We start from the raw sequence: 13668 nt of genomic DNA, 5'->3' as shown, positions 1-13668 counted from the left end.
AGGTATTGACCGCACTATAGCGTGGAAGGACGAGCGGAAAATCCTCGCATTGTCACCAGTTGCATGAAAAACGGTGACAGTCACCGTTTTTCAAGCAACAAAAAAGCCCCGCCGCGGATGCGGACGGGGCTTGCTGGCCGGCGCCGGCGGGCTTAGAACTTGTAGTTCACGCCCAGCAGGATGGTGCGGCCGTATTTCTGGTATTCCAGCTGCTGGTTCTTCGAGCCGTTGTAGGTTTCATAGGCCGTGTCCTGCAGGTTGTTCGCCTGCAGCACCACGCCGAGGTTCTTCAGCGGGCCGTCCTGGAACGTGTAGCCGACCTGGAAGTCGAGCACGTTCTCGCCGACGACGTAGCGCAGCGAACGTTCGGCCGCGAAGTTGCCGATCTCGCCCACGAAGTCGGAGCGCTTGCGCTGCGACAGGCGCGTCTCGAAGCCGGCCTTCTCGTAGTACACGGTCAGGTTCGTCACGCGCTTGGACAGGCCAGGCAGCGGGATGTTCTGGCCGATCGAGCCGTCCGGTTCCTGGATGGCGATGTTGCTGTCGGTGTAGGTGCCGCTGGCAACGATGCCGAAGCCGTCCAGCACTGGCGTCAGCATGTTCAGCGGCAGGGAGCCGGACAGCTCCACGCCACGCATGTTGCCGCCCTTGCCGTTGAACGGTGCCTTGAAGTCGCCGAACACCGTGTTGGCCTTCGTGCCCGGCACGAACGCGGAGAAGTCGAACGTGCGCGTCTGGGTGAAGATGTAGGTGTCGAGCTTCTTGAAGAAGAACGCGCCGGCCAGGTAGGCCTTCTTGCCGAAGTACTTCTCGTACGAGATGTCGAACGCCTTGGCGCGCCATGGATCCAGCTCGGCATTGCCGCCCGATGCACCCGGCTTGAACGTGGTGTCGGAGACGCCGAAGTCGACGGCGGCGCGCAGCTGGTCGACGCGCGGACGGGCGATCTGCTTGGCCAGGGCCACGCGCACGGTCTGGTCGTTCGGCAGGCCGAAGTTCAGGTTGATGCTCGGCAGGTAGTCCGTGTACGACTTGCCCGCGTGGATCGGCTGCACCTGCGAGCCGGCCGGCAGCGCGCCGTTGAAGTAGTTCGAGTCCGAACCCTGCTTGGTGTGCTGGATCTGCACGCCGGCATTGCCGCGCAGCGTGATGTCGCCGAACTCATGCTCGATGTTCGCCTTGGCGAACGCGGTCGAGATCTTTTCCTCCACCGACCAGGTCTTCAGGATCACGTTGCCGCTGGTGGCGCTCGGGTTGAACGACATGTAGCGTGCCAGCACGGCCGGGACGTTCCAGGCCGGCAGGTTGCCCACGCCGGCAAAGCCCAGGTCGACGGTACCGTACACCAGCGACGGATCGATCGTCGTCGGGTTGCCGTTCAAGGTCAGGCCGCCTTCGGGCTGGCTCTTGTCCTTGCTGCGGTCGCTGTAGTTGACGCCCACGTCGAAGCCGGAGAACCAGCCTTCCAGCGCGGCGGGCGCCTGGAAGTTCGCCGTCAGCTTCACGCTCTTCAGCTCATCCTCCACGTACGGCACCTTGCCGTAGCCGGAGCCGTAGATCGTATTCTTCAGGTACAGGTTCGACACATTGCTGTAGTCGCTGCGGCCCGGCGCCATCGTCGGGAACGCGCCCGTGTTGAAGGCGAGGTTGACGTTGTCCAGGTACTGCGCGCTGTTGACGGCGCCCAGCTGCGTGTTGTTCTCGATCGAGAGCTCGTCGCGCTTGGCCTTCGACCAGCTGAAGTCAGCCACCAGCTTGACGCCGTCCAGGCGCAGCTCGTTGTTCCAGCCCAGCGCGCGGATGTCGTCGCGGCGGTCGGTGTACATGCCGCGCACCAGCGGATAGACATTGTTCGCGGTCGCGGTGCCGATCGCGTTGCCGTTCTTGGTCACGTTCGTGAACTGCAGGCCTGGCGTCAGGCCGCCGTTCCAGCCACCCAGCGGGATCTCGAACTGGTTGGCCGTGTCCTCGTGCTTGAAGATCGACGCGTAGAAGTCGACCGTGCTGGTGAACTTCTTGGTCGGACGGTATTCGACGACGCCCATCAGGCCATCGCGGCGGTTGTAGCCGGTACGGGCCAGCGCCTTGATGCCATCGGTCGTGGTGGTGCCGGCCGGCAGGCCAGGACGCGACTCCGTCTTCCATGGTTCGTAGATGCCCGTCTCCTGCGCCAGCACCGGCGACTCCAGGTGGGCGTAGCCGATGGCGAAGCCCAGGGTGCGGTTCAGGAACTGGTCGATGTAGCTGACGGAGAAGCGGTTGCCCACCGACTTCGTGTTGGCCATGCTGCCCAGCGAATTGGCTTCGCCGCGCGCATTCAGCGCCACGGTGCGCTTGCCGAAGTTCAGCGGACGCACGGTCTGCAGGTCGATCGTGCCGGACAGGCCCTGGCCGATCAGGCCCGCGTCCGGCGTCTTGTAGATGGTCACGCCCGACAGCAGTTCGGACGGGTACTGGTCGAACTCCACGCTGCGGTTGTCGCCGGTGGAGACCTGCTCGCGGCCGTTCAGCAGCGTGGTCGCGAAGTCGGGCGACAGGCCACGCACGGAGATCACCTGCGCGCGGCCGGCCACGCGCTGGGCGGCCAGGCCAGGCAGGCGGGCGATGGATTCGGCGATCGATACGTCCGGCAGCTTGCCGATGTCCTCGGCGGAGATGGCCTCGACGATGGACGTGGCGTCCTTCTTGACGGAGATCGCATCCTCGATACCGCGACGGATGCCCGTCACGGTCACGGTGGTCATGGGGGCCGGCGACGCGTCGGCCTGGGTGGTCTGTGCTTGTGCTGCGGCCGGATTGGCCAGCGCAGCGACGAAGAGCGCGCAGCCGGCGGCCACAGGGCTCAGTTGCAGGGCTGTGCGCGTGCTGCGCTCAGGCGCGAAGAATTTCATCAAAGTCCCCTCACTAAACTAACGATTTTTCCCGCACCAGCCGCACATGGGCTTGAAGGCATCGGCCTAACTGAACTACACGGGAATCCAAGGTATGCGGCCGCTCTTTTAGACGTCCTGCAAGAATTTTGTACTAAAACTAGATTGGGTGTCAATTAAAGTTCTGTCCGGACACGAGGATTTATGCACGCTCCAGGGGCGCGAGAGTGCGGCAACGCCATGCCCGTTGTATTTCGGGTACAGGCGAGGCCCCTCCTGGATGTAGGCCAACTACAGAAATCAGCTGTCAAATCGCCGTTTAGGCTGATTTTTGTAGTGAATCTGAAAAAATCATTGCCGGCTGTACTCCGACTACGCGTTGTTTCCTAGGGACACGTACCTGTTTGATCCGTAGGAGGAAGCATAGTATTCTTGTCGAAATAACAGCCTGAACAAGGTGATAACGGTTTGTAGTCCCGCTACTTTACCCGATGGAGACCACGGTGGAGCGCACCGTCGCGCTGGACGGATTGGACGGTGCCCGCAACGCAATCCCGGCCGCCGCACCCTGGCACACCTGGGCCTTACCGGACGCGTCCCTGGCTGCGGTGCCAAGAGTCCGGCCAGGCCCGACCCGCCTGGAGATGTCGCCAGCGGCGCCGTTTTCGACCTGTCCGGCGACACCGTCGCGCTGCCGGCCCGCAGCGCCCCCATACTGGAGCTCGAATGATGCAACGCACCCCGATCGCCCTCGCCCTGCTGGCGCTTGCCACGCTCAGCCACACCCACGCAGGCGAACAGACGCTGAGCTTGGGCGCCTGGGGCAAGCAGGCTACGGTGCGCTTCAGCAGCGCCGGCGAGGACGCGGCCGCGCCGCGCGGCTACACGCAGACGACGGACCTGCCGCTGCGGCCGGGCGATCCGCAAACGGTGCGCTACACCGAGCAGCCCGACCTGCCGCGCGTGCGCAGCGGCAGCCTGGCGTTCGACGCACTGTTCGCGCTGGCCGGCGCCGAGATGAAACAGAACGCCGTGACGGCCATCCGCGACGACAGCTACAACGGCGGCCAACCCGTCCCCTGCCCCTGCTTCGAGACGGGCGAGAAATGGCATTACGTGTGGACGCGCGACCTGTCGTACGCGGCCGACCTGGGCCTGGCGCTGCTGGACCAGGCACGGGTACGCGACTCGCTGCTGTTCAAGCTGTCCGGCTACCGGGCCGGCGTGACGAAGGCGCCACAGGCGGCCGGCACGGCGGACGGCCTGCAGATCGTGCAGGACACGGGCAGCGGCGGCAGCTGGCCTGTCAGCACGGACCGCGTGGCGTGGGCGTTCGGGGCGGATGCGGCGTTGAAGACGCTCGCGCCGGCCGAACGTGCCGCCTTCGCCTCGACCGCCCTGAAGGCGCTGGCCAACACGATCGAGAACGACCGCATCGCCGCGTTCGACGCGGCCGCCGGCTTGTACAACGGCGAGCAGTCGTTCCTCGACTGGCGCGACCAGACCTATGCGGCCTGGGTGCCCGCCAACCTGCCCCACATGGCGACGTCGAAGGCGCTGTCCACCAACGTGGCCCACTACCAGGCGCTGACACTGGCAGCGCGGCTGGCGCGCGAAGCTGGCGACACGGCGAACGTGCAGCGCTGGGAAGGCTGGGCGGCGCAGTTGAAGGACGCCATCAACGCCCGCTTCTGGCTGGCCGATGCGGGCATGTATGCGAGCATGACGGCGGGTCATTTCGATGGCGCGCCCCTGCACAGGTTCGACTGGCTGGGCCAGGCGCTTGCCATCGTCACCGGCATCGCCGATCCCGAGCAGGCCCGCAGCATCCTGGCCCGTTATCCGCACGGCCCGATGGGCGCGCCCGTGATCTGGCCGCAGCAGCCGGGCCAGCCCGTGTATCACAGCCGCGCGATCTGGCCGTTCGTGACCGCCTACGGGCTGCACGCGGCGATCGCCAACAGCAACGTGGCGGTGGCCGATGCCGCATACGACACGCTGATACGCGCCGCCGCGGTGACGGGTTCGAACATGGAGAACCTGGAGTGGCTGTCCGGACAGCCGCTGCTGCAGCATCCCGGCCATCCGGAGCTGGACGGCCCGGTGGTCAACTCGCGCCGCCAGCTGTGGTCCGTCGGCGGCTACCTGGGCGCCGTCATCTCGGGCGTGTTCGGCGTCGATGCCACGCATGACGGCCTGGTCGTCCGCCCGTTCATCACGGCCCGCCTGCGCGGTGAATTGTTCCGGGACAGCGACAGCCTGACCTTGTCCAACCTGACCGTGCGCGGCAAGCGCCTGCACGTACGGATCGCGCTGCCGCCACCGGCCCAGGTCGACGGTTTCCACACCGTCAAGGCAGTCACGCTGAACGGCAAGGAGGCCAATTTTCCTGTCAAGTGGGACGAGCTGCCGGACGACGCGCGGATCGAAATCACGCTGGGCGAGCTGCAGCCGGGCCGCCAGGAGATCACCCGCGTAGCCGCCGCGCCGCTGGCCCAGGACAGCCGGGTCACCGCGCCACCGGAACCCGCCATCGCGGCGCTGCGCCGGGCCGACGGCAAGGCCGTGCTGACGGTCGGCGGCACCATGCCGGCCGGCGTCGCGTTCAACGTCTGGCGTGACGGCCGGGCCGTCGCGAAGGGCGTCACCGCGCGCAGCTGGACCGATCCGCGACCGACCGCGGGTTCGTGCTATGCCATCGAAGCCGTCCACGTGGCCACGGGGCTGCGCAGCCACCACAGCGCGCCGGCCTGCCTGGGCGAGCCGGACGCGATCGTCGTCGAACGCAGCCTGCCGGACTGGGGCAAGCCGGACGACCGGCTGACGGTCGGCGACATCGACGTGACAAAGGCCGGCACCTACCAGGTGCAGGTCCGCTACCGCAACAACGCCAACCGCATCAACCTCGGCATCAGCGGCGGCGTGAAATGGCTGCGCGTGATGGATGGCGGCGGCACGGTCGTGGCCGAGGGCGTCGTGCAATTGCCCCACACGCCGGCGGGCGCGGCACTGTATTCCACGCCACTGCCGGTGCGCCTGCAGCCGGGCCGCCATGCCGTGCAGCTGTCCGACTTCCATAACATGAGCTACCTGCAGTCGAATGCGACCTACGCGGACGCGGGCGGCACGGCGGGGCCGTCGAATCGCTTCGACGTGCTGGGCCTGCGCCTGCTGCCCACGGCCGCCAGCACCCTGCCCGCCGTCGCGCGCGGCACGCTGGAGCTGATCGAAAAGGTACGCTCGCCGCAACTGGGCAACGAACGCACGCTGCGCGTATGGCTGCCGCCCGGCTACGCCGCCAATCCGGGCAAGCGCTACCCGGTGCTGTACATGCACGACGGCCAGAACCTGTTCGACCCGAAGACGGCCTACAGCACGGAATGGCACATCGACGAAGTGGCGGACCGGCTGGCCGCCAACGGCGCGATGCGCGAAATCATCGTCGTGGGCATCGACAATACGCCGGACCGGGTGGCCGAGTACACGGAATGCTGCGACGCCCGCTGGGGCGGCGGCAAGGTGGCCGGGTATGCGGCGTTTGTCGTCGATACCGTCAAGCCGCTGGTGGACGCGCGTTACCGTACGCTGCCCGGACGCGAGCACACGGCCGTCATGGGCTCGTCGATGGGCGGCCTCGCGTCCGTCGCCATCGCCGAGCGCTACCCGCAGCGCTTCGGCATGGCCGGCAGCCTGTCCGGCTCGTTCTGGTGGAACAACGGCACCCAGATCGAGACGGCGCCGGCGCGGTTGCCCGTGCGCTTCTACCTCGACGCCGGCACGGCGATGGACGGCGTCGAGTTCAGCCGGGCCTATCGCTCGGCGCTGCTGGCGCGTGGCTACCGTGACGGGCGCGACCTGCTGTATCACGAGGACGTGGGCGGCATCCACAACGAGCGCGATTGGGCCAGCCGGGTGCATCGGGCGCTGACGTGGTTTTTCCCGGCCACCGGCGTCCGCGGCCCGGGGTCTGTCTCCGGTAAGTGACTGCTGGAGAGGCGTCGTTGGCTTTGTCAGGGGGACTGACCCCGGTTTTTCCACGGCGCCGATGAAAACCGGGGTCAGTCCCTTGCAGGGACAGACCCCAGGCCGAATCCGATGCGGTAGACGTTGGTCCACCGCGTCTCCTCCCCCAGCTGCGTCAGCTCGACGAATTCCAGCCCGAGCTTCTGCAGCATGGCGTTGGACGGACCGTTCTGGGGCGACGTGATGCCGTACAGCTGCGGCAGGCGCAGCGTGTCGCGTGCATGGGCCAGCACCGCCGCCGCGGCTTCGTATGCGTAGCCCTGGCCCCAGTAGGCCGGCCGCAGCGCGTAGCCGATGTCGGTGTCGGGCAGCGTGTCGCGCCGGATCAGGCCGCACAGGCCCAGCAGCGCTTCGTCGGCGCGGCGCTGCACCACGTACAGCGAGTAGCCCAGGCGTGCCTGCATCTGCATCGCGCCCGTCTCGATATTGGCGCGCGCCTCCTGCAGCGTGCGGATGCCCTTGTCGCCGATATGCTCGATCCACGAGGGATCGTTGACGAGCTCCAGGTAGAACGGTGCGTCGTCCGTGTGCAGCGTGCGCAGCACGAGCCGGGACGTTTCCAGCACGATCATCGCGGCACCTGCGGGCGCGACGCCAGCCGGAAGTCCACCTGCGCGCGACGGCCCGGCAGGTTCAGCGCGGCGACCGGCCGCGGCGTCTCGGCCACGACCACGCCGCGCCGCATGACAAGGCGGCGCGCCGCGCGCAGCCGGATCGCCTCGACCGGGTCGGCGGCGTCGAGCAGCACCAGGTCGGCATGGCAGCCGGGCGCGATGCCGTAGCCCTCCAGGCCGAGGATGCGCGCCGGGGTGGCGGTGACGGCATCGAAGCATGCGCGCATGGCCTGCTGGCCCGTCATCTGCGCCACGTGCAGTCCCATGTGCGCCACCTCCAGCATGTCGCCCGAGCCCATGCCGTACCAAGGATCGAGCACGCAGTCGTGGCCGAACGCGACGTCGACGCCGGCCGCCATCAGCTCCGGTACACGCGTCATGCCGCGCCGCTTCGGATAAGTGTCGTGGCGCCCCTGCAAGGTGATGTTGATCAGCGGATTGGCGATGGCAGCCACGCCGCTTTGCGCGATCAGCGGCAGCAGCTTGCTGACGTAGTAATTGTCCATCGAATGCATCGACGTCAGGTGCGAGCCGGCCACGCGGCCGTGCAGGCCCAGGCGGTGCGTCTCGGCCGCCAGCGTCTCGATGTGGCGCGACAGCGGATCGTCCGACTCGTCGCAATGCATGTCCACGCGCAGCCCCTGCTGCGCGGCGAACTCGCACAGGATGCGGATCGACTCGGCGCCGTCGGCCATCGTGCGCTCGAAGTGGGGAATGCCGCCGACGACGTCCACGCCCTGCCCGATCGCCCGCTTCAGGTTGGCCAGCGCGGTCGGGCTGCGCAGCAGGCCGTCCTGGGGAAACGCCACCAGTTGCAAGTCCAGGTAGGGCGCCACGCGACGCTTCACGTCCAGCAGGGCCTCCACCGCCAGCAAGCGGTCGTCGCAGATATCGACGTGGCTGCGGATCGCCAGCAGCCCGCGCGCGACGGCCCAGTCGCAGTAATGCATGGCGCGTTCGACCAGCGCCTCTTGCGTCAGGTCAGGCTTCAGCTCGCCCCACAGGGCGATCCCTTCCAGCAGCGTGCCGCTGGCGTTCACGCGTGGCAGGCCGTAGCTCAGCGTTGCGTCCATGTGAAAATGGGCATCGACGAACGGCGGCGTGACGAGGTCCCCGCCCGCGTCGATCTCGCGCGCGCCTTGCGCGGCGAGCCGGGGCACGACGGCGGTAATGCGGCCGCCGTCGATGCCGATATCGATACCGGTACGGCCGTCCGGCAGGGTGGCGTTGCGGATCACTGCATCCATCGGTGTGCTCCCAGCATGGTGGTGCCCGATTGTAGGCAAAGCTGCCGGGTTCGTGCAAACAATATGCCGGCAACGCATCGTGCCAGCTCGCAATGTTGCAGCGCATAAATCAAGCACCCGGCAGACGGACGCTCCCGGGTGGAAAGTGCTTTGCAATGCGGGCGATCGTCGCTAGAATGCTTTTATTGCAACGCACCATTCCCCCAGTTTCGTCCGCACCATCCCCAATCCCAGGAGTGCTTATGACTTCGATTACCGAGCAATTGTCCGCAACGAGCAAGTCGCAACTTGAAACGCAACTGAACCTGATGGACGCTGTACTGCGCAAATCCGTGGAAGGCGTGCAGCAGGTCGCCGCACTGAACCTGCACACGGCCCGCAACGTGTTCGAGCGCGGCACGAACTCGGCGCGCGAGCTGCTGGCCGCGAAGGACCCGCGCGAGATCCTGGCGCTGGCCACCAGGCCGCTGCCCACCGTCGAAGGCCTGCTGGCCTACAGCCGCGAGCTGTTCAGCATTGCCAGCCGCGCCCAGGCCGAGCTGCTGCAGTCGGCCAGCACGCAATTCCGCGCCCCCGCCACCGCGCTGGTGCTGGGCGCTCCGGCGCCGGCCGTCGCCGAGGCGCCCGCGCAGGTAGCGGCCCATGCCGGCGAGGCCGCCAACGCGGCGGTCCACCAGGTCGCCGACAACGTCCAGGCAGCCTCCGAAGCGATCGCGCGCTCGGCGCAGGAGGCAACCCAGGAAACCATCCACGCCGCCACCCAGGCCACCACGCAGGCGGCCCAGGAAGCGGCTGCCGTGGCGCGTGAAGCCGCCCGCGGCGCAGTCGAAGCGGCACCGCCCGTGGTGCAGGCAACGGAGCACGTGGCGGAAGCGGCGGCCGATAACGTCGCGCAGGCCACCGAAGCGATTGTGGCCGCCGTGGCCGAAGCGGCACCGGTGACGCCGACAGCGCAGGCGGACGACGGCGCAGGCTCGCCGAAAACCAACCGCGGCCGCCCGGCCGCCAAGCCGGTCGCCCAGGCGCTGGCCGACATCGCCGACAAGCCGGCTACCACGCTGAAGTCGGTGCCGGGGAAGCAGCAGCCCCGCAAGTAAGGAAACGCTGGCAAGACCCGTGGGGACAAGCACCGATCTCGAGTCGAAGGCTCGAAGATCGTGCTTGTCCCCGGTGCCTTCGGCACTAACCACTGCCCCGTCCGACACGATCGAAATGCCTGATGTATCCTGACGGCCTTCGTCAAGGATATGTCATGAGTTTAACGAGACTGATCGCCGGCTTCGTGCGCTCGCATTGGCGCGCGTACGCCGGCGCCGCGGTCATGCTGGTCGGCGTGGCCCTGATCGCCATCTGGATTCCCCGCAAGGTCGGCGCCATGATCGACGCGCTGGCGGCACACCAGCTCACGCGCGACGGGCTGCTGGCCGACATCGGCCTGCTGCTGCTGGTCGGCGTGGCCAACTACGCGCTGCGCGTGGCGTGGCGCATCCGGCTGTACTCGGCCGCCTACCGCCTTGGCGTCGAACTGCGCACGCGCTTCTACCGGCGGCTGGCCCTGCAGGGCCCTGCGTTCTACCAGAAGCAGCGCACCGGCGACCTGATGGCGCTGGCCACCAACGACATCGACGCCATCGAGATGGCCGCCGGCGAGGCGATGCTGGCCGGCTTCGACGGCACGCTGACCCTCGTCATGGTGCTGGGCGTGATGACCTTGGGCGTCGACTGGCGCCTGGCACTCGTCGCCCTGCTGCCCTTCCCGTTCATGGCGTATGCGTTCTGGCGCATCTCTTCGCATATCCATACGGCGTCCGCGGACTCGCTGAAGCGCTTTTCCGCGCTGAACGACCACGTGCAGGAGACCCTGTCCGGCGTGCGCACGCTGCGTACCCTGGGGTTGGAAGCGCGCAGCGCCGCCGCGTTCGGCGAGCTGGCCGGCAAGGCGGCCAATGCCAGCCTGACGGCGCAGCGCTGGGAAGCGGCCTACGAACCGGCGGTAGGGCTGGCGCTGACGGCGGCCACCGGGTTGACGCTGGGCGTGGGCGGCTACCTGGTGTGGCAGGACCAGCTCACCATCGGCGCGCTGACCAGCTTCTCGATGTACCTGGGCCAGCTGATCTGGCCCATGTTCGCCGCGGGCTGGGTGCTGTCGCTGATCGAACGGGGCCGCGCCGCGTGGGCGCGGCTGGACCCGATGCTCGCTGCGCCGCTGTCGATCGACGACGAGGGCAGCGTGGCACGCCTGGCGCCGGGCGAACTGGTGCTGGACGACGTCACCGTCTGCTATCCGGGCCAGAACGAACCGGCGCTGGCGGGCGTCTCGCTGCGCCTGCAGCCGGGCCAGACGCTCGGTCTCGTCGGCCCCACCGGCGCCGGCAAGTCCACGCTGCTGCGCGTGCTGCTGCGCCAGCTGACGCCCCGCTCGGGCAGCGTGCGCTGGGGCGGCCATGCACTGGACGACTACACGTTGAAAGCGCTGCGCGACGCGATCAGCTGGGTGCCGCAGGAGTCGTTCCTGTTCTCCGCCTCGATCGCCGAGAACATCGCGTTGGCGCGGCCGGACGCGACGCGGCAGGAAGTGGAGCACGCGGCCGACCTGGCGGCCATCCACGACGACATCCGCCTGTTCCCGCACGGGTACGAGACGGAGGTGGGCGAGCGTGGCATCACGCTGTCCGGCGGCCAGCGCCAGCGCGTGGCGATCGCCCGCGCGCTGCTGTCCGACAACGACCTGCTGCTGCTGGACGACGCGCTGTCCGCCGTCGACACGGGCACCGAGACACGCATCCTCGAACACCTGGAAGAGCTGCGGCGCGAACGGCCGCAACGCAGCGCCATCATCGCCAGCCACCGGCTGTCGGCCGTGGTCAATGCCGACCGGATCGTCGTGCTGAAGGCGGGGCGCATCGTGGAGGCGGGCACGCACGACGAACTGCTCGCGCTGGACGGCTGGTATGCCAGCCAGTGGCGCTACCAACAACTGGAGGCCAGCCTCGATGCACTCTGACGCCACCGCCGCCGAGAAACGCGACCAGAAAGCCCTGATGCGGCGCGCCTTCGGCCTGTTGCGCCGCGCCGCCCTGCCGGACCGCCACCACCTGGGCTGGGCCGTGTTGTGGCTGGGCTGCGCGGCCGGCCTGGAAGTCATCGGCCCGCTGCTGGGCAAGCGGCTGATCGACGAGCACCTGCTGCCGCGCGCGCTGGACTGGACCGCGATGTCCCTGCTGCTGGGCGGCGTCGTGCTGACCGGCTGGGCCGCCAGCTGGCTGCGCTACCTGCAGCTGACGCGCCTGTCCGGCCTGGCGATGCGCTCCGTGCAGCGCCTGCGCGAACAGGTCTATGGCCACGTGCTGCGCTTGCCGATGGCGTTCTTCGACCGCGCCATCACGGGCCAGCTGGTCTCGCGCGTAACCAACGACACGGAAGCCGTCAAGGGCCTGTACATCCAGGTGCTGTTCGTGATCCTGGACAGCACCATTGTCCTGATCGGCACGATCGCCGCGATGGCGTGGCTGGACTGGCGCCTGATGCTGATCGTCGTCGCGCTGATGCCCTTCGTGCTGCTGATCGTATGGCTGTACCAGCGCCTGTCCGCGCCGGCCGTGACGCGCGCGCGCCAGTTGCGCAGCGACATCAACGCGCAGATGGCCGAGTCGATCGGCGGCATGACCGTGCTGCAGGCGAACAATGCCGGGCAGCGCTTTGCCGAGCGCTTCGCGGCCACGAATGCCGAACATTACACGCAACGGGTGGCCGAGATCCGCGCCAATGCCTGGCTGCTGCGCCCCGCGCTGGACATGCTGAACGTGGTGCTGCTGGCGGCCGTGATCTGGTTCTTCGGCCAGCGCGGCGGCAGCGGCGCGCTGGACGCGGCCGAGGTGGGCGTGCTGTACGCCTTCATCAACTACATCGCCCGCGTGATCGAGCCGCTGATCCAGATCACCATGCAGTTCAGCCAGTTGCAGCAGTCCGTCGTCGCCAGTGCCCGCGTCGCCGGCCTGCTGGACGAGGCGGGCGCGCCCGAACATGGCAAACCCCGCGGCAAGGCCGCGGCCAATGCCGCCGCCGATGGCCCGGCGATCGCCATCCGCCACCTCGATTTCGCCTACATCGACGACCAGCGCGTGCTGCACGACCTGTCGCTGGACATCCCGCAAGGCGCCTTCTTCGGCATCGTCGGCCATACGGGCAGCGGCAAGTCCACGCTGCTGTCGCTGCTGCTGCGCTACTATCCGGCGCGCCACGGCAGCATCCTGATGAACGGCGTGCCGCTGGACGACATCGACATCGAACAGTTCCGCGCCGACGTGGGCCTGGTGCCGCAGGACCCGTTCCTGCTGGCCGCCTCCGCATACGAGAACATCGACATGGGGCGGGGCCTGCCGCGCGCACGCATCGAGGCGGCAGCCCGCGCGGCCCATGCGCACGACTTCATCACCGCGCTGGAAGACGGCTACGACACGCTGCTGGGCGAAGGCGGCTCGCGCCTGTCCTCCGGCCAGAAGCAACTGATCGCCATCGCCCGCGCGTTGGCCGGCGAACCGCGCATCCTGCTGCTGGACGAAGCCACGTCGCGCATCGACAGCCAGACGGAACAGATCGTGCAGGAAGCACTGAACGAATTGCGCGGCCGGGTGACGATCGTGGCCATCGCGCACCGCCTGTCGACGATCCGCGAGGCCGACCGCATCGTCGTCCTCAATCACGGCCGCATCGAGGAAACCGGCTCGCACGATACCCTGATGCAGATCGAAGGTGGCCTGTACCAACGTTTGTATTTATTGCAACAATTAGCGGCCTGATATGGGTTTTATTGCCGAGCGCACGCAACAATAACCAGGCTGCAATGTCGGCAATTCAACTGTGTTGCGTAAAAGCGTAACCGAAGTCACGAATGCGGCAAATTACTGTTGTGTG

The 13668-nt window shown here is 67.7% G+C and carries 7 protein-coding genes; 4 read left to right on the top strand and 3 right to left on the bottom strand.

Annotated elements, in window-relative coordinates:
* Window positions 1-152: 152 nt before the first annotated feature.
* A complete protein-coding gene (locus PX653_RS27185) occupies window positions 153-2891 on the bottom strand; it encodes a TonB-dependent receptor (RefSeq protein WP_277415747.1) in 2739 nt (912 codons plus the stop codon).
* Between the two features lie 705 nt (window positions 2892-3596).
* Between PX653_RS27185 and PX653_RS27180 the strand changes: the two genes are divergently transcribed.
* Entirely contained in the window at window positions 3597-6854 is a 3258-nt protein-coding gene (locus PX653_RS27180; protein ID WP_277415746.1) for an alpha/beta hydrolase-fold protein, read from the top strand.
* Between the two features lie 74 nt (window positions 6855-6928).
* Here PX653_RS27180 and PX653_RS27175 read toward each other — a convergent pair whose 3' ends face one another.
* Window positions 6929-7465: a GNAT family N-acetyltransferase gene (locus PX653_RS27175; RefSeq protein WP_277415745.1), complete on the bottom strand. Its 537-nt coding sequence runs from the start codon at window positions 7463-7465 to the stop codon at window positions 6929-6931.
* The gene (locus tag PX653_RS27170) at window positions 7462-8754 is read right to left on the bottom strand and encodes an amidohydrolase family protein (RefSeq protein WP_277415744.1); all 1293 of its coding nucleotides are present in this window, start codon (window positions 8752-8754) and stop codon (window positions 7462-7464) included. The genes PX653_RS27175 and PX653_RS27170 overlap by 4 nt, the downstream gene beginning before the upstream one ends.
* A 242-nt stretch (window positions 8755-8996) precedes the next feature.
* Between PX653_RS27170 and PX653_RS27165 the strand changes: the two genes are divergently transcribed.
* The 3 genes from PX653_RS27165 to PX653_RS27155 all read left to right on the top strand — a co-directional run bounded on the left by PX653_RS27165 (window position 8997) and on the right by PX653_RS27155 (window position 13553).
* Window positions 8997-9851 carry a phasin family protein gene (locus tag PX653_RS27165; RefSeq protein WP_277415743.1) on the top strand — a complete coding sequence of 285 codons (855 nt, stop codon included), beginning with the start codon at window positions 8997-8999 and terminating at the stop codon, window positions 9849-9851.
* Window positions 9852-10006: 155 nt separating this feature from the next.
* Window positions 10007-11758: an ABC transporter ATP-binding protein gene (locus PX653_RS27160; RefSeq protein WP_277415742.1), complete on the top strand. Its 1752-nt coding sequence runs from the start codon at window positions 10007-10009 to the stop codon at window positions 11756-11758.
* A complete protein-coding gene (locus tag PX653_RS27155; protein WP_277415741.1) occupies window positions 11748-13553 on the top strand; it encodes an ABC transporter ATP-binding protein in 1806 nt (601 codons plus the stop codon). Before PX653_RS27160 ends, PX653_RS27155 begins: the two co-directional genes overlap by 11 nt.
* The last annotated feature ends 115 nt before the right edge of the window (window positions 13554-13668 follow it).

Source organism: Pseudoduganella chitinolytica, assembly GCF_029028125.1.
In the GTDB taxonomy this organism is placed as follows: domain Bacteria; phylum Pseudomonadota; class Gammaproteobacteria; order Burkholderiales; family Burkholderiaceae_D; genus Rugamonas; species Rugamonas chitinolytica.
The sequence above is the reverse complement of the archived record's forward strand: the minus strand, read 5'-3'. Positions and strand labels throughout refer to the sequence as shown.

Coding starts and splice junctions, on each gene's coding strand:
- PX653_RS27185 (WP_277415747.1), bottom strand. CDS start 2,891: ATGAAATTCTTCGCGCCTGAGCGCAGCACGCGCACAGCCCTGCAACTG.
- PX653_RS27180 (WP_277415746.1), top strand. CDS start 3,597: ATGATGCAACGCACCCCGATCGCCCTCGCCCTGCTGGCGCTTGCCACG.
- PX653_RS27175 (WP_277415745.1), bottom strand. CDS start 7,465: ATGATCGTGCTGGAAACGTCCCGGCTCGTGCTGCGCACGCTGCACACG.
- PX653_RS27170 (WP_277415744.1), bottom strand. CDS start 8,754: ATGGATGCAGTGATCCGCAACGCCACCCTGCCGGACGGCCGTACCGGT.
- PX653_RS27165 (WP_277415743.1), top strand. CDS start 8,997: ATGACTTCGATTACCGAGCAATTGTCCGCAACGAGCAAGTCGCAACTT.
- PX653_RS27160 (WP_277415742.1), top strand. CDS start 10,007: ATGAGTTTAACGAGACTGATCGCCGGCTTCGTGCGCTCGCATTGGCGC.
- PX653_RS27155 (WP_277415741.1), top strand. CDS start 11,748: ATGCACTCTGACGCCACCGCCGCCGAGAAACGCGACCAGAAAGCCCTG.